General features: G+C 68.9%; 3 protein-coding genes. All 3 read right to left on the bottom strand.

The genetic code is table 11. The features are described 5' to 3' along the window. Positions 1-48: 48 nt before the first annotated feature. Genes PNI01S_RS25745 through PNI01S_RS25735 form a run of 3 tightly spaced genes read right to left on the bottom strand, consistent with a single transcriptional unit; the run spans position 49 to position 21,730 of the window. On the bottom strand, positions 49-1,023 hold the full coding sequence (locus tag PNI01S_RS25745; protein WP_084359683.1) for an alpha/beta hydrolase: 975 nt from the start codon (positions 1,021-1,023) through the stop codon (positions 49-51). Next, positions 1,020-8,951 carry a non-ribosomal peptide synthetase gene (locus PNI01S_RS25740; protein WP_089285885.1) on the bottom strand — a complete coding sequence of 2,644 codons (7,932 nt, stop codon included), beginning with the start codon at positions 8,949-8,951 and terminating at the stop codon, positions 1,020-1,022. Before PNI01S_RS25740 ends, PNI01S_RS25745 begins: the two co-directional genes overlap by 4 nt. After that, positions 8,951-21,730, bottom strand: a complete 12,780-nt coding sequence (locus PNI01S_RS25735; RefSeq protein ID WP_084359682.1) for a non-ribosomal peptide synthetase — start codon at positions 21,728-21,730, stop codon at positions 8,951-8,953. The genes PNI01S_RS25740 and PNI01S_RS25735 overlap by 1 nt, the downstream gene beginning before the upstream one ends. Positions 21,731-21,761: the final 31 nt, after the last annotated feature.

Here is a 21,761-nt window from a genome sequence, read left to right as displayed (position 1 = left end):
GGCTCGGGCGGCGGAGGTTCGCGAGCACGCTCGCTCCTACAGGGAAGCTCACCAGCGCGCCGCCAGAAACTCCGCCACCCGCCGGTAATACCCGTCGACTTCCGGCACCAGGTTGCCCATCCGCAGGAAGTCATGGGTCATCCCGCAGCAGCGCTCGGCTTCCACCTCCACGCCCTGCGCCACCAGCGCATGGGCGTAGGCCAGGCCTTCGTCCAGCAACGGATCGAATTCCGCGGCCAACAGCAGCGCCGGAGCGCTGCCTTGCAGGGCCGCTCCCGCATGCAACGGCGAGCAACGCCAATCGCGGCGCTGAGAAACGTCGGGCACGTACTGCTCGTAGAACCAGTCCAGGCTGGCTGTTTCCAGCAGATAGCCTTCGGCGAACAGCTCCTGGGATTCGCTGCGCTTGCTGGCATCCGCCGCGGGATAGAACAGCAACTGGGCGCAGGGCTGCTCGACGCCCTCGCCCGCCAGCTCGGCGCAGAGCACCGTGGCCAGGGTGGCGCCGGCGCTGTCGCCGCCCACCGCCAGGCGGCGCGCGTTCAAGCCCAGGCTGGCGGCAGAAGCCAGCAGCCAGTTCCAGGCATCGCGGGCGTCGTGGGTAGCCGCCGGGAAAGGCGCCTCCGGTGCCAGTCGGTAGCCCAGCGAAATCACCGAGCAACCGCAGTGCTTCGCCAGCAGCCGGCACAAGCCATCGTGGGAATCCAGGCTGCCGACCGTGTAGCCGCCGCCGTGGAAATACAGGATCGCCGCGTCGCCCGCCCCGTTTCCGGTGAAAGCGGGCCGATACAACCGTGCGGGCAGTTCACGGCCATCCCGCGCAGGAATCCGCAATGCCTCCACCGGCATCGACGGCGCCCCGGCCTTGAGCGATTCGGACGACGCTTCGAAGTCCTCCCGCGCCTGCCCTACCGGCAGTTCATGCAGTGCCGGACGACCACTGCGGCGGCCCTCGTCGACCATATCGAGAAACGCGGAAATCTCCGGGTGCAGCATGCCGACCTCTGTCATCAATGCGTTCATACCGTGGCCTTTTCCTTGGCGCTTTCGACCTGCGCACAGCAGTGGCCGATCACACCGTCCAGTTCTTCACGCAGCGTCGCCATCAGCGCCTCGATGCGCGACGGGCGGAACACCCGGCGGCTGAACATGCAGCGCAGGGTCAGTTCGCCGTCATAGACCTGGCCGACGATCTCCAGCCAGTTGTTCATCGGCGTGCTGGCGGCGTAGGTGTCGCCGGGCTTCTCCTGCAGCGGCACGAACAGCGCCTGGTCATCGAAGCTCTGGTCGAACTGGCCGAGGTAGTTGAAGGTGACGCGCGGCTCGGCGCGGGCGGCGAGCTGGCGGCGCAGCGCGCTGTCGCCCAGGTAGCGCAAGGCGCCGTAGCCGATGCCCTTGTCCGGTACCGCGCGCAGTTGCTGGCGGATGGTCGGGATGGACTGGGCGTAACCGCCCTGCCCCGGCGTCAGGCGCAGCGGGAACAGGCTGGTGAACCAGCCGAGCGTGCGGCTGTGGTCGACGCTGTCGAGAATGTCCTCGCGGCCATGGCCTTCCAGGCCGATCAGCACCGACTCGCTGTCGCACCACTGGCACAGCGTGCGGCCCAGGGCAGTCAGCAGCAGGTCGTTGATCTGCGTGCGGTAGGCCTCCGGAGCTACCTTCAGCAGGCGCTGGGTCTGCTCGCGGTCCAGGCGCAGGAACGACTGCTCCAGGTGCGCCATGCGCTCGGCGCCGCGCGGGTTGTCGCGCAGCGGCTCGCCCAGGCCGGTGGTGTCGGTCTGCTCCAGCCAGTACGGCAGGTCGGCTTGCGCCAGTTGGCTGTCGGCATACTCGCGCAGGCCTTCGGCCCAGGCGCGATAAGTGCTGGTGCGCTCGAAACGCGGCGCCGGCTCGCCGGTAAGCTGCGCGGCGTAGCGCTGCTGCAACTCCTCCAGCAGGATGCGCCAGGACACGCCGTCCACGCCCAGGTGGTGGATCACCAGCAGCAGGCGCTGGGTGCCATCGGCCATGTCGGTGAGCACGCCGCGCAGCAGACGACCTTCGCTCAGGTCCAGGCTGCGCTGCGCCTGGTTGGCGATCAGCAACGCCTCCTCGGCATTCGCCGCCTGACGCTGCCAGAGCAACGCGCCGGTGATCTCGCTGGCCTCGCAATAGCGCTGGCGCCACACGCCGTCCGCGCCACGGGCGAAGGACAGGCGCAGGCTGCCGTGCTCGGCCAGCAAGCCTTGCAGAGCCGCTTCCAGCGCAGCCGCGTCGAGACGCTGGCGACACTCCAGCAGCACCGCCTGGTTGAAGTGGTTGGGCTCCTCCAGCTGCTGCTCGAACATCCATTGCTGGATCGGCACCAGGCCGAAGGATTCGCCGTCATCGGCGACCGCCACGGCCGCTGTCGGCGCGTCCTCGGCCACGCTCTCGGCGCGCTCCAACAGGCCGGCGATGGTCTGGTACTGCAACAGGTCGCGCAGACGGATTTCCACGCCCTCGCCCAGCGCCTGGCGGGCGCGGGAGACGATCTGCAGGCTGAGGATGGAATCTCCGCCGAGGTCGAAGAAGTTGTCGCGGATGCCGACGCGCTCCACTTGCAGCACATCCTGCCAGATGTCGGCCAGGGCCTGCTCGCGCGCGTTGCGCGGCGCCTCGTAGGCCTCGCCCTGCCAGGTCGGCTCGGGCAGCGCCTTGCGGTCGATCTTGCCGTTGGGCGACAGCGGGAAGCGCGCAAGCTTGAGAATCTGCGCCGGTACCATGTAGTCCGGCACCTGGGCGCGGAGGAAGCTGCGCAACGCGTCGCCTTCCACCTCACCGACCACGTAGCCCACCAGTTGCTTGCCGCTGATACCGTCGCGAGCGACCACCAGCGCCTCACTGACCTGCGGGTGATCCTGCAGGCGCGCCTCGATCTCGCCCAGTTCGATGCGGAAGCCGCGAATCTTCACCTGATGGTCGATCCGGCCCACGTAGTCGATCACGCCATCGGCGCGGCCGCGTACCAGGTCGCCGGAGCGGTACAAGCGCCCGCCGTTCGTATCGAACGGATCGGCGACAAAGCGCTCGGCGGTCAGGCCGGCACGCTCGTGGTAGCCACGCGCCAGGCCGTCGCCGCCGATGTACAGCTCGCCCGCCACGCCCAGTGGAACCTGGCGCAGTTGCTCGTCGAGGATGTACAGCTTGCGCGCGCCGACACCCTTGCCGATGGGGGCATACGCCGCATCGCAGGCCGTGGTGCGGTCCGCTTTCCACAGCAGCGGCGTGACCACGGTTTCCGTGGGGCCGTAGCCATTGATCAGGTGCTCGGCGCGCAGCGCGCGTTTGGCCAGCTCGAAGCTGGCATTGGGCACCGCATCACCACCGAAGCAGTAGATGCGCACCGGCGGCGGGTTGCCGTCACGCAGGGCGTGCTCGGCCAGTTGCTGCAGGTAGACCGGCGGGAAGGCCGCCACGCTCACCTGCTTGTCGTGCAGCACACGGTAGGTCTGCTCCGGCGTCCACAGCTCATCGCCGCGCAGCACCAGGCTGCCGCCGTGCACCAGGGTGGTCAGCCAGCGCTCGTGGGCGCCGTCGAAGGCGAAGGACATGAAGTGCAGCTCGCGGGTCGCCGCGTCCATCCGGTACAGCTCGCCGATGGCCGCGCAGTGCATGGCCAGCGGACCATGACTGACCGCCACGCCCTTGGGCTTGCCGGTGGAGCCGGAGGTGTAGATCAGGTAGGCGAGGTTTTCCGGCTCCAGCGCCACCACCGGCAGGTCGCTGTCTTCGCTAGAAAGATCAAGGCCGTCCAGCTCCAGGCACTGCACCCCTGCCGGCAGCGGCAGGCGTTCGCGCAGGCGGCTATCGGTGATCAGCAGCGCGATGCCGGCGTCACTCATCTGGAATTCCAGGCGCTCGCGCGGGTACTCGGCGTCCAGCGGTACGTAGGCACCGCCGGCCTTGAGCACCGCCAGCAGCACCAACGGAATGCGCACGCTGCGCGGCAGGGCCACGCCGACCCGGATTTCCGGGCCGACGCCCAGCGCCATCAGGCGATGGGCCAGGCGGTTGGAGTCGCGCTCCAGCGCCGCGTAGTCGATCTCCTCGTCGCCACAGATCAGCGCCACCTCATCGCCGCGCAGAGCGGCCTGACGCGCAATCGCCAGATGCACCGGCTCGGCTGGCGGCAGCGACTGGTGCGGGCCACGGCAGGCGGCCAGGGCCGCGCGGTCATCGGCGGACAGGCACTGCAGCTCGCCGACGCGCTTGCCGGCGCCGTGCAGCAGGCTGTCCAGCACCTGTTCCAGGTTGCCGCGCAGGCGCGCCACGGCCGGTGCGCTGAAGTGCGCGCGCAGGTACTGGTACTCGATCTCCAGCCTGTCGCCGACGCGCACCGCGAGGTCCATCGGAATGCTGGTCTCGTCCTTGGATTTCAGCTCGCCGAAACGCGGGCCCTGGGCGCTGCGCAGCACTTCGTCGACCGGGTAGTTCTCGAACACGATGATGCTGTCGAACAGCGCCTGCCCGGCCTGGCCGGCCCAGCGCTGGATGTCGTACAGCGGCGTGTGCTCGAACTCGCGCACGTCCAGGTTGTAGGCCTGCAGCTCACGCAGCCAGTCACCCAGATCGGCCTGTTCGGCCGGCGCCTGGACGATGGGCAGCGTGTTGATGAACAGGCCCAGCAGGCTGTCGGCACCGGCCAGTTGCGCCGGGCGCCCGGCCACGGTGGCGCCGAAGGCCACGCGCTGCTGGCCAGTGTAGCGTTGCAGCAGGAGAATCCACGCCGCCTGCACCAGGGTGTTCAGCGTCACCCGCTGGCTACGGGCGAAGGCTTTCAGGCGTTCGGTGGCCGCCGCGTCGTAGCGGCTGTATTCCAGGCCGTGGCCGCTGCCTTCGGCCGGGCGCGCCAGGCTGTCGGCCAGCACGGTGGGCTGGGCGAAGCCTTGCAGGCGCGCGCCCCAGAAGTCCTGGGCCTGCTGCGGGTCCTGGGCTTGCAGCCAGTGGATGTAGTCGCGGTAGCGGCCCTGCTCGGCGATGCTTTCGCCGTTGTAGCGGCGCAGGGCTTCGGCGAACAGCTGGGCGTTGCTCCAGCCGTCGAGCAGGATGTGGTGGTGGGTGTAGACCAGCTGGTGGCTGTCCTCGGTGCTGCGCACGAGCACCAGGCGCAGCAGCGGCGGACGCTCCAGGTCGAAGCTGCGGCTGCGTTCGGCGGCAGCCAGCTCGTCCAGTGCTGCATCCATGTCCTCGCGGCCACGCCAGTCCAGGACTTCCAGCGGCAGCTCGACACGTTTGTGCACGGCCTGAAGCGGCTTATCGAGGCCCTGCCAGTGCACGCCGGCGCGCAGGTTGTCATGGGCATCCAGCGCAGCCTGCCAGGCGCCGCGGAAGCGCTCGACGTCCAGCCCCTGCACTTCCACGCGCAGCTGGTTGACGTAGACGCCCCCCTCGCTGCCGTCCACGCCGTGGAACAGCATGCCCTGCTGCATGGGCGACAGCGGATAGAGGTCTTCGATCTCGTCGGGGTTCAGACCGAGCGCGGCCAGTTGGGCGGCATTCGGTGCCTCTATCTGAGCCGCGGCAACTGGCACCTCGGCGTGCACCATGTCACCGGCCACACGGGCCAGTGCCTGCAGCGTCTGGTGCTGGAACAGGTCCTTCGGGCTCAGCTGCAACCCGGCGGCACGCGCGCGGCTGACCACCTGGATGGAAACGATGGAGTCGCCGCCCAGTTCGAAGAAGTTGTCGTCCAGGCCGACCCGTTCCAGGCCCAGCACCGCGCACCAGATGGCCGCCAGGGTCTGCTCGCGCTCGCTCTCCGGCGCGCGGTAGCTTTTCTGCAGCAGACTGAAGTCTGGTTCCGGCAGGGCCTTGCGGTCCAGCTTGCCGTTGGGCGTGAGCGGCATGCGCTCCAGCAGGACGATCTGCGCCGGGACCATGTAGTCCGGCAGCTCTTCCAGCAGCGCGGCACGCAGGTCGGTATCGATCTGCCCGGTGACGTAGCCGACCAGTTGCTTGACCTGCCCCGCATCGCGAGCGATCACCACTGCCTCGCGCACGCCGGGTTGGCCGAGCAGGCGCGACTCGATCTCGCCCAGTTCGATACGGAAGCCGCGAATCTTCACCTGGTGGTCGAGGCGGCCGAGGTACTCCAGCACACCATCTGCCCGCCAGCGCGCCAGGTCGCCGGTGCGGTACATGCGCCGGCCTGGCTGGCCGTATAAACCAGCGTAGGGATCAGCGACGAAGCGCTCGGCGGTCAGCTCGGGGCGCCCATGGTAGCCGCGCGCCAGGCCGTCGCCGGCAATGTACAGCTCGCCGGCCACGCCAATGGGCGCCGGCTGCAGTTCGCCGTCGAGGATATACAGCTGGGTGTTGGCGATAGGCTTGCCGAGCAGTGCGCGGGCGCCCTTGTCGATCTTCCAGGCCGCCGACCAGATGGTGGTTTCGGTGGGGCCGTAGAGGTTCCAAAGAGCCTCGGTCTGCGTGGTGAGCTTGTCCGCCAGCTCGGCGGACAACGCCTCGCCGCCGCAGAAGAAGCGGCAACCATTCAGGCGCGGGAAGTCTTCGTGGCCGCTGAGCAGCGTCCAGGTGCTCGGCGTCGCCTGGATCACCGTCACGCCCTGCTCCAGTGCCACGCCCAGCAGGCGCGCCGGGTCGCGGGCGACGTCGCGGTCTACCAGCACCACGCGGCCGCCGACCAGCAGCGGCAGGTACAGCTCCAGCGCGGAAATATCGAAGGACAGCGAGGTGAGCGCGAGCACGCGGTCCCGCGCATCCAGGCCCGGTTCGCTGGCCATGCTGAGCATGAAGTTGACCACCCCGCCGTGGCGCACCGCGACGCCCTTGGGCTTGCCGGTGGAGCCGGAGGTGTAGATGAGGTAGGCGAGATCGTCCGGGCGAGCGAGGTTGTGCAGATCGCTGTCGGCGTAGCCTTCCAGTTGTGCCCAGTCGCGGTCCAGGCAGAACGCGCGGGCGCCGGTCTGCGGCAGCTCGCCGAGCAGGTGCTGCTGGGTCAGCAGCAGGCGCACGTCGCCGTCGTCGAGCATGTGCGCCAGGCGTTCGGCGGGGAATTCCGGGTCCAGCGGCACGTAGGCGCCGCCGGCCTTGAGCACGGCGAGCAAAGCCACCGGCAGTTCGACGGAGCGCTCCAGCGCCACGCCGATGCGGCTGTCCGGGCCGACACCCTGCTCACGCAGCCAGTGCGCGAGGCGATTGGCGCGGCTGTTCAGCTCGGCGTAGCTGAAGCTGCGCTGGCCATCGGTCAGCGCGATGTCGTTCGGCGTGCGCGCCGCCTGCTGCTCGATCAGTTGGTGCAGGCAGGCATCGCGCGGATACTCCACGTCGGTGGCGTTCCAGCCGTAGAGCAATTGTTCACGCTCGCGGCCATCGAGCAACGGCAGGCGCGCGACCGGGCAATGCGGATCGGCGACGATACCGCGCAGCAGGTTGAGGAAATGCCCGCAGAGGCGTGAGAGGGTCGCCTCATCGAACTGGTCGGTGGCGTACATGAACTGCCCGCGCACCTGGCCGTCGCGGCTTTCCTCGGTGTTCAGGGTCAGGTCGAATTTGGCGATGCCGCTGTCCAGCTCCAGGCTTTCCAGCTGCAGGCCGCCGGGCAGCTCGCGCAGGGTATCGCGGCGGCTCGGCTGGTGGTTGCAGGCCACCTGGAACAGCGGGTTGTAGCTCAGGCTGCGCTCGGGCTGCAGCGCATCCACCAGTTGCTCGAAGGGCAGGTCCGGGTTGGACTGGGCGCCGAGCACCGCTTCACGGGTGCGGGCCAGGAAGGCGTTGAAGGATTCGTCGCCATCGATGCGTGCCGTCAGCACCTGGGTGTTGACGAAGAAGCCGATCAGCCGCTCACTCTCGGCACGGCCACGGCCGGCAATGGGCACGCCGACGCGCAGCTCGCGCTGGCCGCTGTAGCGCGACAGCAGCAGCTGGTACGCAGCGAGGATCAACATGAACAACGTGGCGCCCTGCCCTCGCGCCAGGTCGCGCAGCGCTTCGCTCAGCTCGCGAGGCAGCTCGAAGTCGAAAGTGGCGCCGCGATAACTCTGCACCAGCGGACGCGGCCGGTCGCCCGGCAGGGTCAGCAGCAGCGATTCGTCGCCCAACTGCTCCTTCCAGTACGCCAGTTGCCGCTCGCCCTCGCCGGCCGCCAGCCACAGGCGCTGCCAGCGGGCGATGTCGCTGTACTGGATCGGCAGCTCGGCCAGGTCGGCTTTCGCGCCTTGCACCTCGGCGCTGTACAGCACCGCGAACTCGTCAATCAGTACCCCGATGGACCAGCCGTCGGCGATGATGTGATGCAGGTTCACCAGCAGCAGCGCTTCACCCGGCAGTCGCGCCAGGTGCAGGCGCAGCAGCGGGCCTGCGGCGAGGTCGAAGGAACGCTGCGCACAATCGTTAAGCCATTGCCGCGCCTCGGCTTCGCTACCGAAATCCTTCGCCTCCAGCTGCGCCGACCCAGGCGGCAGGATGCACTGCATCACCGCGCCATCTGCCGCCATACCCGGCCCACCTTGCGGCGGATGACGCTGCGCGTCATTCGCCCTACCAGAGCGGTCCTCTGCCGAGCGCAGAACCTCGTCATCCGGCTCCCGTAGGGCGCATAACGCGCCAGCGTTATCCGCCGAGGCATGGTGCCCAGGCTGTGCCGTGCGGAACACGGTGCGCAGGCTTTCATGGCGCGCGATCAGCGCGGTGAAGGCACGCTCCAGCGCGCCTTCGTCCAGCGTGCCGCGCAGGCGTACGGCGGCCGGGATGTTGTAGGCGGCGCTGTGCGGCTCCATCTGCCAGAGGAACCACAGGCGCGCCTGGGCCGCCGACAGTGGCGCGTGTTCGCGCCCCTCGCGGAGGATCGGCAGGCGCGACAGGCTCACGCCCTTCTCGCGAAGCTGGCGCAGGAAGACGATCTGTTTGTCCTCGGAGAGCGCGCCAAGGCGCTCCGCGACCTGCTTCAGCTGAGCGTCCATCGGGTGGGTCATTACAGGTTCTCCAGCTCGCCGAGCAGTTCGTCCATCAGGTCCAGTTCCTCTTCCGCACTGGCGGAGCTCGCGCGCTGGGCTTCGATCCAGGCGGCCAGCGCCTCGATATTGCTCAGCTCGAACAGGCGATGCAGCGGCAACTCAAGGCCCAGGCGCTGACGCAGGGTCAGGCCGACCTGGGTGAGCAGCAGCGAATGGCCGCCCAGCTCGAAGAAGTCGTCGTGCAGGCCGACGCGATCCACTTGCAGCACGTGCTGCCAGATACCGGCCAGCTCGACTTCCAGGTCGCTGCGCGGCGCCACGTACTCGCGCTGGCTCGCGCTCAGTTGCGGGTCCGGCAGGGCCTTGCGGTCCAGCTTGCCGTTGGGCGACAGCGGCATGGCGTCGAGGGCGATGATCCGCGACGGCACCATGTAGTCCGGCAGTTCGCCTTGCAGCGCCTGGCGCAGGGCTTCGGGCTCGGCGCTGGCGACGACGTAGGCCAGCAGCACACCGTCCTTCGCCACCACCACCGCTTCGCTGACCTCCGGCTGCGCTTGCAGGCGCGCCTCGATCTCGCCCAGCTCGATGCGCAGGCCGCGAATCTTCACCTGGTGGTCGAGGCGGCCGAGGTACTCGATGGCACCGTCTTCGCGCTGGCGAGCCAAATCGCCGGTGCGGTACAGCCGCTCAGCGCTGCCAAACGGATCGGCAATGAAACGCTCAGCCGTCAGACCGGGGCGCGCGTGGTAACCGCGCGCCAGACCCACGCCGCCAATGTACAGCTCGCCGGCCACGCCCTGCGGCACCGGCTCCAGGCGCTCGTCCAGCAGCACCAGGCGCAGGTTGTCGATAGGCCGGCCGATGGGCACCACGTGCCGCGCGTTGGCATCAATGCAGGCCCAGAAGCTGACGTCGATCGCCGCCTCCGTCGGGCCGTAGAGGTTGTGCAGTTTCGCGCTGCTGCGCTGACGGAACTGCTGTTGCAGCTCGTAGGGCAGCGCCTCGCCGGAGCACATCACCTGCAGCAGCGAGGTGCAGCGCTCCAGTTCGCCGGAAGCGACGAAGGCCTGCAGCATCGACGGCACGAAGTGCAGCGTGGTGACCCTCCCCGCCTCGATCACCCGGCGCAGCGCCGACGGGTCGCGGTGCGCACCGGGCGCGGCGACCACCAGCGCCGCACCGGTCATGAGCGGCCAGAAGAACTCCCACACCGACACGTCGAAGCTGAACGGGGTCTTCTGCAACACGCGGTCGGAGGCATCCAGCGCGTAGGCTTTCTGCATCCAGTGCAAGCGGTTGACCAATGCGCGATGGCTGTTGCCGGCGCCCTTGGGTTTACCGGTGGAACCGGAGGTGTAGATGAGGTACGCGAGGCTCTGCGGGCTGCCTTGGATGACGGGGTTCTGCTCGGAAGCCGTGGCGATTTCGCTCCACTGGCTGTCCAGGCACAGGGTTTCCGCAGCCGTCTGCGGCAGGCGTTCCAACAGGTATTGCTGGGTCAGCAGAAGATTGACGCCGCTGTCGCCCAGCATGTGTTGCAGGCGGTCCTGCGGGTAGTCCGGGTCCATCGGCACATAGGCGCCGCCGGCCTTGACGATGCCCAGCAGGGCCACCACCAGCTCCACCGAACGCTCTGCGGCCACACCGACCAGTACGTCCGGGCCGACACCCTGGCCGCGCAGCCAGTGCGCAAGCTGGTTGGCGCGGGCGTTGAGCTGGGCGTAGCTCAGGCGCTGTTCGCCGAATTGCAGGGCCAGCGCATCCGGGGTCGCGGCAACCTGGCGTTCGATCAGCTCCTGCAGCTGCACGTCTGCCGGGAATGTCGCCTCGGTGTCGTTGAAGCGTTGCAGCAGCGCGTTGCGCTCCGCGTCGGCCAGCTGGCTGACGCGACCCAGCGGGCGCTCGGCGTCTTCCACCAGAGCCAGCAGCAGGCGCTCGAAGTGGCCGCGCAGCTGTTCGATCTGGCTCGCGCTGAAGCGGTCGGCACGGTAGGTGTAGCGCACGTCCAGCTGCTCGCCGGCACTGGCCACCAGGGCCAGGGCGTAGTTGGTGCCGTCCACCGGGCGATGGCCGAGGATGCGCAGCTCATCGCCAGTGGACGACGACAGTGCCGCATCCATGGGGAAGTTTTCGAACACGATGAGGCTGTCGAACATCGCCTGCCCGCCACGGCCGGCCCAGCGCTGGATGTCGTACAGCGGCGTGTGCTCGAACTCGCGCACGTCGAGGTTGAAGTCCTGCAATTGGCGCAGCCAGTCGCCGACGCGCTGGGCGTCGTCCGGGGTCTGCAGGATCGGCAGGGTGTTGATGAACAACCCGAGGCTCTCCTCCGCTCCCGGCAAGCTGGCCGGGCGACCGGCGACGGTGGCGCCGAAGGTCACGCTGCGCTGGCCGCAGTAGCGTTGCAGCAGCAGCGCCCAGGCGCCCTGCACCAGGGTGTTGAGGGTGATGCGCTGGGCCTGGGCAAAGCGTTGCAGCGGCGCCGAGTCGAGACGGCTGTGCAGCTCGCGCAACGGTTCCTCGCGGAAGCTCGCGTTGCAGGCGATGGCCAGCAGGGTCGGCTCCTCGAAGCCTTTCAGGCGTTCGCGCCAGAAGGTTTCACCGATAGCGCCGTCCTGGGCATGCAACCAGCCGATGTAGTCACCGTACTGCGCGGCGGGCGCCGGCAGCGACTCGCCACGGTAGAGGGCGAGCACTTCGCCGATCAGCCGCGCGCTGCTCCAGCCGTCCAGCAGCAGGTGGTGACAGGTCCAGATCAGGTGGTAGCGGCGCTCACCGAGACGCACCAGCGCCAGGCGTTGCAGCGGCGGCTGGGCCAGGTCGAAGCCGAGGTTGCGCTGGGCGTCGGCGACGCTTTCCAACTGCTGCTCGCTGACCTGCTGGTCGCGCCAATCGAAGGACTGCACCGGCAACTGCACCTCACGCAGGACGAACTGCAACGGCGCCGCATCCGCGCTGGCGAGGAAGCCGGTGCGCAGGTTGGCGTGGCGGGCGATGACCGCGCGCCAGGCGCCGAGGAAGCGGGCTTCATCGAGGCCGTCAAGATCGACGCGCAGCTGGTTGACGTAGAGCGAAGAGCCCGGCACGTCGAGGGCGTGGAACAGCATGCCCTGCTGCATCGGCGACAGCGGATAGAGGTCTTCCACGCCGGCCGGCAGCGGCAGTGCATCGAGCTGTGGCTGGTCGAGGCCGAGCAGCGGCAGTTCGCTGGCTTGCAGCGGGAGTGGCGTATTCAGGCAATAAGCGACCAGCGCCTGCAATTCGGCGCGCAGCAGCGCTTGCAGCTCGTCGATGTCGGCAGCGTCGAACATGAAGCGGCTGTAGGTGACTTCCAGGCTCAGCTCACCGCCCAGCACGCGGCCGGCGTAGACCAGTGCATTGCCTAGCGCCGCATTCAGCGGTTGGCTGCGGCCGACGCCTTCGAAAGCCGGCAGGAAGTCGGCGTCGGCAAACGCCTGGTCGAGCTGGCCGAGGTAGTTGAAGGTGACCTGCGGCGCCGGTAGGTCACGCAGGCTGGCGGCATGCTGGCTGAGGTAGCGCAGTTGGCCGTAGCCGATGCCGGCGCGCGGCAGGTTGCGCAGGTGCTCGCGGGTAGCGCGCAGGTCCGCGCCCGGCTCGCCGCCGGCTTGCAGGCGCAGCGGATACAGCGCGGTGAACCAGCCCACGGAACGGCTCAGGTCCAGCGTCGCTTCGCCATCGAAGGCATCCCGGCCGTGGCCTTCCATGTCCACCAGCGCGGAGGTTTCGCCGGTCCAGGCGCACAGCGCGCGGGCCAACGCTGTCAGCAGCAGGTCGTTGATCTGCACGCGCTGCGCCTTCAGTGCCGGGCCGAGCAGTTGGCGGGTGGTGTCGGCATCAAGGCTGAAGCGCGCGTTGGCGGCCTCCTTCCAGGTGGCCGGGGCGTCGCTGCGCGCGCGGTTCAGACGCGGCGCATCGCGCAGTTCGGCCTGCCAGTAGTCGAGCTCGGCGGCAGCGTTATTGACGGCCGCCTGCTGGCGAGCGCTCCAGGCCTGGTAGCTGTCGCTGCGCGGCAGCGCGGCGGGCGTGCGGCCGGCGCGCAGTTCGCGGTAGGCGTACTGCAGGTCTTCCAGCAGGATGCGCCAGGACACACCATCCACCGCCAGGTGGTGGATCACCAGCAGCAGGCGCTCGCCACCGCTTTCCAGCGTGACGTGCATGGCACGCAGCAGCGGGCCGTTGGCGATATCCAGGCTGGCCTGGGCGTCGTCGCACAGGCGCTCCAGGGTGCGAGCGTCGGCAGCGCGGCGGCGCCAGAGCAGGGTCATATCGAGCGGGCCGTGTTCGGCGTAACGCTGGCGGCTGCCGTCGAAGCGCAGGCGCAGTGCGTCGTGCTGGCCAACCAGCCAGTGCAGCGCGCGGGCCAGTGCGTCGCTGTCCAAAGCATCGCGTGGTTGCAGCAGCAGCGCCTGGTTCCAGTGGTGACGCTGGGCGCTCGGTACGCGTTCGAAGAAGCGCGCCTGCACCGGCGACAGGGCGACCTCGCCAGTGACGGCGGCCATCGGCGCGGGCGCCGCAACGGCAGCCGGTGCGCGGCTTTCCAGCCACTGCGCGAGTTGGCGGACGCTCTGCCGCTCGAACAGCTGTTTCGGGCTGAGCTTGTAACCCAGCTTGCGGATGCGCGCGATGATCTGCAGGCTGAGGATGGAGTCGCCGCCCAGCTCGAAGAAGTTATCCTCGGCGCCAACGCGCTCGACCTTCAGCACCGCCTGCCAGATGTCGGCGATGCGCTGTTCCAGTTCGGAGAGCGGTGCGCTGTCCAACGGTTTGGCAGCCATTTCGACACGCGGCAGGGCCTTGCGGTCCACCTTGCCGTTGGCGTTCAGCGGCAGGCGTTCCAGCAGCATCAGTTGGGCCGGCAACAGGTATTCGGGGACTTCGGCGGCCAGGCTTTCACGCAGACTTTCAACGCCCTGCCCTTCAGCCACGGCCCAGGCCAGCAGCCTCATCGGTCCGTCGCCCTCACGCTCGGCCAAGGCCACGGCATCACGCACGCCGGGCAGGCGCTTGAGCGCCTGCGCCAGTTCGCCCGGCTCGACGCGGTAGCCACGGATTTTCACCTGGTCATCGACGCGGCCGAGGAATTCCACGGCGCCGTGACGGTTCAGGCGCACACGGTCGCCACTGCGGTACAGGCGCTCCCCCTCGATCTCCACGAAGCGTTCGACCGTCATTTCCGGCTGGCCGAGGTAGCCCAGTGCCAGGCCGGCACCGCCGATGTACAGCTCGCCCGCTACGCCCGGCAGCAGGTCACGACCATGCTCGTCGAGCACGCGGATGGCGGTGTTGGCCAACGGCGTACCGATGGGCAGGCTGGCCGCCGGCAGATCATCCACCAGCGACCATTCGTGGGTCAGCGCGCCCACGGTGGACTCGCTGGGGCCGTAGTGGTTGACGATGCGCAGCTTGGGCGAGAGCTCGCGCAGCGCTTGCAGCAGCGCGCGGTCGCAGGCTTCACCACCCACCACCAGCAGGCGGCGCGGTAGCACGGCAGCAGCATTCGGTGCGGCCGCCAGCAAACCGGCGAGATGGCTGGGGACGATCTTCAGCACGTCCACATCCTGCATGAACGCGGCGAAGCGTTCGGCATCCGCCACCGCCTGGGCATCCGCCAGGTGCAGGCGGCCACCGCCGCACAGCGCGCCGAACAGCGTGGTGTGGCCGAGGTCGGCAGCCACCGAGGAAACCATCGCCATGCCCAGGCCCTGGGCGCGGCCCTGGTCCAGTTGCAGACGTTCCAGCACGGCCTGCACGTAGTTGGCCAGCGCGCCGTGGCTGACGCGCACGCCCTTGGGTTGGCCGGTGGAGCCGGAGGTGAAGATCACATAGGCGGCCTGCTGCGGGTCGATCCGGCGCGCGGGCGCGGCAGCGCTGCCCTGTTGCGGGCCGCCGAACGGGATCAGCATGGCCGCTTCGCCGAAGGTTTCCAGCAGCGCAGCCTCACTCAGCAACACGCGGCCGATGCCGTTGTCCTGGATCAGATTACGCAGGCGTTCGGCGGGTTGCGCCGGGTCCAGCGGCACGTAGGTGGCGCCAGCCTTGAGCACGCCCAGCAGCAGGAGCACCCACTGCGCGCTGCGCTCCTGGCAGATGGCGACGCACTCGACCGGCTCCACGCCGCTGCCAATCAGCACATTGGCCAGGCGGTTGCTGCGCGCATCCAGTTCCGCATAGCTGTAGCGCACGCCCTCATCCTGCACAGCGATGGCGTCCGGTTGCGCGACGACCTGCGCGGCGAATAAGCCGAGCACGTCCTGCTGCGGCCACTGGCGCGCCTCGCCACGGCGGCGCGACGCTACCGGGCGCGGCAGCTCACCGAGGGCGCGCTGCGGCTCGGCGCACAGCTGGCGCAGCAGCGTTTCGAACTGGCTGGCGATGACGGCGACGCTGGCATCAAGGAACAGGTCGCGGGCATAGACGAAGCTGCCGCGCAACTCATCGCCCGGCTGGCCGTTGGCGTCCAGCGCCTCGGCCATGTCCAGGGCCAGGTCGAAGCGCGCGCCGTACTGCTCTTCGCTGAACAGTTCCAGCTTCAGCGCGCCGGCATCGGGCAGGCGGCTGACGTCGAAGCCGAAGTTGAACTTCACCTGCACCAGCGGGTTGTAGGCCAGGCTGCGTTCGGGTTGCAGCGCTTCCACCAGTTGTTCGAACGGCAGGTCCTGGTTCGCTTGCGCACCCAGCGCCAACGGCTTGAGGCGGGCCAGTAGCGCGGCGAAGGATTCGTCGTCGGCGAGTTGGAACGGCATCACCTGGGTGTTGACGAAGAAGCCGATCAGCCCTTCGGTTTCCAACTGCTGGCGGTTGGCGATGGGCACCGCGATGCGCAGGTCGCGCTGGCCGCTGTAGCGCTGCATCAGCACGGCATAGGCGCCGAGCAGCAGCATGAACAGGGTGACGTCCTGCTCGCGGGCCAGTTGCTTCAGACGGCCACCCAGCCCGGCATCCAGGCTGAAGCCGAGGCTGCCGCCGCGGTAGCTCTGCAGCGCCGGGCGCGGGCGGTCGGCGGCCAGTTCCAGGACCGGTGTGTCCTGGCTGAGTTGCTCGGTCCACCAGTTCAGCTGACGCCGGCCCTCCTCGCCCGCCAGCAGCTCGCGCTGCCATTGGGCGTAGTCGGCGTACTGCACCGGCAGCGCCGGCAGTTGCAGTGCCTCGCCGGCAGCGAAGGCGCCATAGAGACGGCTGAACTCGTCCACCAGCACGCGGATCGACCAGCCATCGGAGACGATGTGGTGCATCGTCAGCAGCAGCACGTGGTCGGCGTCGGAAAGCTTGATGAGGGTCAGGCGCAGCAACGGGCCATTGCGCAGGTCGAACGGACGCTGCGCTTCCGCCTCGGCCAATTGGCGCGCGGCACCTTCGGCATCGTTTTCGGCGGACAGGTCGACACGCGCCAGGTCCAAAGGCTGGGCCGGCTGGATGCGTTGGAAAGCCTGGCCGTCCACTTCATCGAAGGTGGTGCGCAGGGTTTCGTGGCGCGCCACCAGGGCGTCGAAGGCACGGCGCAGCGCGGATTCGTCCAGTGGACCGCGCAGGCGCAGGGCGCCCGGCACGTTGTAGGCGGCGCTGGCCGGTTCCATCTGCCAGAAGAACCACAGGCGGCTCTGCGCGGCGGACAGCGGCAGAGCGCCGTTGCGTGCCACGGCGCGTAGTTGCGGACGGGCGCTCGGGCTCAAGGCGCTGAGGCGAGCAGCGAATTCGTCCAGACGACTGGCTTCGAACAGATCGCGCAGCGGGACTTCGCAGCCCAGATCGCGGCGCAGGCGGGAGATGACTTGCGTGGCCAGCAGCGAGTGGCCGCCCAGCTCGAAGAAATCATCCTCGCGGCCGATGGCCGGCACGCCGAGCACTTCGGCCCAGACGGCGGCGACACGGCTTTCCAGGCCCTCGCGCGGGGCTTCGGTTGTGCTGGCGGCGTCCTGTGGCTCGGGCAGCGCCTTGCGGTCGATCTTGCCGTTGGCGTTGAGCGGCATTTCGGCAAGGACGAGGATGCGCGACGGCACCATGTAGTCCGGCAGTTGCGCACGCAGCGCGGCTTTCAGGATGTCTTCGGCAACGCCTTCACCCGTCACGTAGCCCAGCAGGCGCTTGCCGCGCTCGCTGTCACGGGCGATCACTGCCGCTTCGCGCACGCCGGGCAGCGCACGCAGGCGGGCTTCGATCTCGCCCGGCTCGATACGGAAGCCACGGATTTTTACCTGCTGGTCGACGCGGCCGAGGTAGTCCAGCGCGCCGTCTTCACGCCAGCGCACGCGGTCGCCGCTGCGGTACAGGCGCAGGCCGTCGGCGTAGGGGTCGGCGACGAAGCGTTCGGCGGTCATGCCGGCGCGCTGGTGGTAGCCGCGGGCGAGGCCGTGGCCGCCGATGTACAGCTCGCCGGCCACGCCACGCGGCAGCGGCTGCAGGCGGTCGTCGAGGATATACAGGCTGCGTTCGCCGACCACTTCGCCGATGGGCGCATACGCCGCGCCGCACGCCGTGCGCGCATCCGCCTTCCAGAGCATCGGGGTGACCACGGTTTCGGTGGGGCCGTAGCCGTTGATCAGGTGTTGCGGTTTCAGCGCCTGGTGCGCCAACTGGTACGCCGCTTCCGGCACCGCGTCGCCGCCGAAGCAGTAGATGCGCATGCTCGGTGCGTGGCCATGCTCTTTATCCAGAGCCGTCGCTTGTTCAGCCAGCTGTTGCAGGTAGGCCGGCGGGAAGGCGGCGACGGTCACTGCATGACGGCGCAGTTGATCGAGCGTCTGCTCGGCGGTCCACAGCGCGTCGTTGCGAATCAACAGGCTGCCGCCGTGGGACAGCGCGGTGAGCCAGCGCTCATGGGCGCCGTCGAAGGCGAAGGACATGAAGATCAGTTCGCGATCGTCGCTGGTCATCGCATAGCGCTGGCCGATGGCGCGGCAGTGCGCGGCGATCTCGCCGTGGGCGACGGCAACGCCTTTGGGCTGGCCAGTGGATCCGGAGGTGTAGATCAGGTAGGCGAGGTTCTGCGCCTGGATGCGCAGCAGCGGGCGCACGGCCAGGGCGTTGGCGAGGTCGGCTTCTTCCAGCACCAGGCGCTCGACGCCTTCGGGCAACGGCAGGCGTTCGGCCAGCGCGGCGTTGGTCAGCAGCAGGTCCACACCGGCGTCCTGCATCAGCCAGGCGAGGCGCTCCTCGGGATAGTCGACGTCCAGCGGCAGGTAGGCGCCGCCGGCCTTCATCACCGCCAGCAGGGCCAGCGGGATATCCACGCCGCGCGGCAGCGCCACGGCAACCCGGCGTTCCGGGCCGATGCCACGCTGGATCAGGCGCTGCGCCAGGCGGTTGGAGCGGTCTTCCAGCTCGGCGAAATTCACCTCGCGTTGATCGTCGATCAGCGCGACCTTCGCCGGATGGCGGCGGGCCTGGGCGGCGATGGTCTCACTCAGCGCCTCGAAGGCCGGCGCATCACCGGCCACGGCGATGCTCCAGTCGCTGGCGGGCAACCAGTCGCGGGCATCAAGCGCGGCGTCGGCATTCATCTGCGGCAAGGCGCGCAGCAGGTCGAGGAAGTGCCCGACGAGGCGCTGCATACCAGTGGCGGCGTAGCGCTCCTTCGCGTAGCAGAAGCTCACGCGCAAGGACTGCTCGCCTTCGCGGACGCGCAGCACCAGGTCGAAGGGGGTTTCCAGGTCAAGCTGTTCCAAAGCTTCCACGCTGACGCCCGGCAGGCCGTTGCCGGCGCGCGGCTGCCACTGGTGGTCGAAGGCCACCTGGCACAGCGGATGGCGTCCGTGGCCGCGCTCGGGCTGCAGGGCTTCCACCAGTTGTTCGAACGGCAGGCCCTGGTGCGCCTGGGCTTGCAGCAGGTCGTCGCGCAGTTGGCGGAGCACGCCGCGCAGGCTGGCGCCTTCGGGCAGCTCGCTGCGCAGCACCAGCAGGTTGACGAAGAAGCCGACCAGTCCCTCGCTGTCGAGCTGCTCGCGGCCTGCCTGGGTCAGGCCGATGCGCAGGTCGTGCTGGCCGCTGTAGCGTTGCAGCAGCAGGTTGTAGGCGCTGAGCAGCACCATCGGCAGGGTGGCGCCGTGGGCCTGGGCCAGACCGCGCAGTTTTCCGGTCAGTTCGGCGTCCACTTCGCGCTCGATCAGCTCGGCGCTCTGGCCTTTTTCACCGGTCGCGAACGGTAGCTCCAGCGGCGAATGCTGGGTGCCCAGGCGTTCACTCCACCAGTCCAGCAGGCGCGCGCCCTCACCCGCTTCCAGCTTGTTCTGCTGGCCGGCAGCGAGATCGAGATACTGGCGCGACAGCGCCGGCAGCGCCGGCTCGCGCTGTTCGACGATGGCGCGGTAGCACTCGGCGAATTCGTCCAGCAGCAGGTTCAGCGACCAGCCGTCGGCGATGATGTGGTGCACGCAGAGCAGCAACGCCTGGCGGCCGCCGCCGAGGTTCTGCAGGCGCAGGCGCAGCAGCGGGCCGGCGGCCAGGTCGAAGGGTTGCGAGGCGAAGGCCTCGGCGTCCTCGCGGGCGGCGATGTCTCGGCGGGCGTTGCCCAGAGCACTGAAGTCGCTCTCGGTCAGCTCGACCTGATTCGCGTCGGACAGGCTCAGCGACACCTCGCCGTCGGCCTGTTCGATAAAACGGCTGCGCAGGGTTTCATGGCGACCCAGCAGCATCGCGAAGGCCTGCTCCACCGCGGGGCGGCGCAGCTCGCCGCGCAGGCTCATGCGCCCGGCGATGTGGTAGACGGCGCTTTCCGGTTCCAGCTTCCAGAGGAACCACAGGCGGCGCTGGGCTGGCGACAGCGGCAGCAAACCGTCACGCGGGACCTGCGGCACAGCCTCGACCTGAGTGGTCGGCAGTGCGGCCAGCGCGGCGACGAAGGCGCCCAGCTCCGGCGCTTCGAACAGCAGGCGCAGTTCCACGGCGCGGCCGAGGCGTTCGCGCAGGCGCGCCATCAGTTGAGTGGCCTTGATGGAGTTGCCGCCCAGGGCGAAGAAATTGTCGTCGCGGCGAATCGCCGGCAGCTCTAGCACCTCGCTCCAGAGTGCGGCGATGGCTTGCTCTTCGGCAGTCAGTGCAGCAACCGGCCTGGCGCTGGCGCCATCGCTGATCGGTTCGCCGGCACGCTGGATGGCGTAGGCCTGCAGGCTGCCATCGAGCAGCTGCGCGCGGCACGCCGAGCGCTGCAGCTTGCCGCTGGAGGTCTTGGGCAATGCGCCCGGCTCCAGCAACGCCACCACCAGCGGCGCCTCCTGGAAGGTCTCGGCCACGGCGGCGGAGATGGCTTTCGCCAGCGCCTCGGCGGAGATCAGCTTGCGCACGCTACGGCCGACTTCGGCGGCGATGCCAATGCCATCGCGGCCCTGGTGTTCGATGGCGAAGGCGGAGACGCGGCCCTTGCGCACCAGGTCCACCTCTTCTTCCACGCAGCGCTCCAGGTCCTGCGGGTAGAGGTTCTGCCCACGAACGATGAGCATGTCCTTGAGGCGGCCGGTAACGAAGAGTTCGCCGTTGTGCAGGAAGCCCAGGTCGCCGGTACGCAGCCAGGTGCGGCCGTCCTTCTCGACGAAGGTGCGCGCGCTGGCTTCCGGGTTGCGCCAGTAGCCCAGCGCGACGCTGGGGCCACTGCTGCAGATTTCGCCGACGCGATCCGGGCCGAGGGTTTCGCCACTCACTGGGTCGACCAGTTGCACGTCGTGGTCCGGCTGGGTGCGGCCGCAGTTGATCAGCGAAGTACCGCGCCCCGGGCGGGCGATGTTTTCACCCAGGGCGTTGAGGTCGACTTCCAGCTGGGCTATGCCTTCGCCACGCACGCCGCCGGTGACGAACAGGGTCGCTTCGGCAAGGCCGTAGCAGGCGTAGAAGGACGAGGCGTCGAATTGCGCCGGGGCGAACCAGGCGGCGAAGCGTTCCAGGGTGTCCGGGCGGATCGGCTCGGAGCCGGAGAAGGCCACGCGCCATTGGCTCAGGTCGAGGCCTTCCAGCGCGGCCTCGTTGACTCGCTCGCAGCACAGCCGGTAGGCGAAGTCCGGGCCGCCGCTGACGGTGCCGCCGAAGCGGGCGATGGCTTCCAGCCAGCGGCGCGGGCGTTCGAGGAAGTAGCGCGGCGACATCAGCACGCACTCGATGCCGCTGTAGATCGGCTGCAGCAGCCCGCCGATCAGGCCCATATCGTGGAACAGCGGCAGCCAGCTGACGATCACGTCGTCGTCACCGATGCCGAAACCGTGACGGATCAACCGCTCGTTGGCGACCAGGTTGCCGTGGCTGACCTGCACGCCCTTGGGTGTCGAGGTAGAGCCGGAGGTGTACTGCAGGAAGGCGATGTCGTCGTCGGCCAGTTCCGGCATCTGCCATTCGACGGCCAGCGCCGGATCGGCCTGGTCTACCGCCAGCAGCAGCGGGCTCTCGCCGTTCTCGCGCACGCAGGCCGGGCGCAGGGCTTCGATCAGCGTGGAGTCGGTGAGCACCAGGCTGGGTTCTGCGTCGTCGAGGATCGAGCGCAGGCGCGCCAGGTGCTGCGGGCGCACCGACTCCGGCGGATAGGCCGGCACGGCGATGATCCCCGAGTAGAGGCAGGCGAAGAATGCGGTGACGTATTCAGGACCGCTGGGCAATAGCAGCACGGCGCGGTCGCCCTGCTGGCCGTGGCGCAGCATCCAGGCGGCCATGGCGCGGGCGCGCTCGTCCAGCTCGCGGAAGCTGATGGGCTGTTCGACATTCTCGGCGATGAATCGCAGGGCAGTCTTGCGCGGCATTTCGCAGGCGCGTTGCAGCAGGGCCTCGACCAGGTTTCCTGCGGCTTCGTAACGGTCGTTCATGACATCACCTGTTCTGGCGGCGAATGGTGGG

Source organism: Pseudomonas nitroreducens NBRC 12694 (genome assembly GCF_002091755.1).
GTDB lineage: Bacteria > Pseudomonadota > Gammaproteobacteria > Pseudomonadales > Pseudomonadaceae > Pseudomonas > Pseudomonas nitroreducens.
The sequence above is the reverse complement of the archived record's forward strand: the minus strand, read 5'-3'. Positions and strand labels throughout refer to the sequence as shown.

Bases quoted from the DNA above. Each gene is read 5' to 3' on its own strand.
- PNI01S_RS25735 (WP_084359682.1), bottom strand. From the start codon at position 21,730: ATGAACGACCGTTACGAAGCCGCAGGAAACCTGGTCGAGGCCCTGCTG.
- PNI01S_RS25745 (WP_084359683.1), bottom strand. From the start codon at position 1,023: ATGAACGCATTGATGACAGAGGTCGGCATGCTGCACCCGGAGATTTCC.
- PNI01S_RS25740 (WP_089285885.1), bottom strand. From the start codon at position 8,951: ATGACCCACCCGATGGACGCTCAGCTGAAGCAGGTCGCGGAGCGCCTT.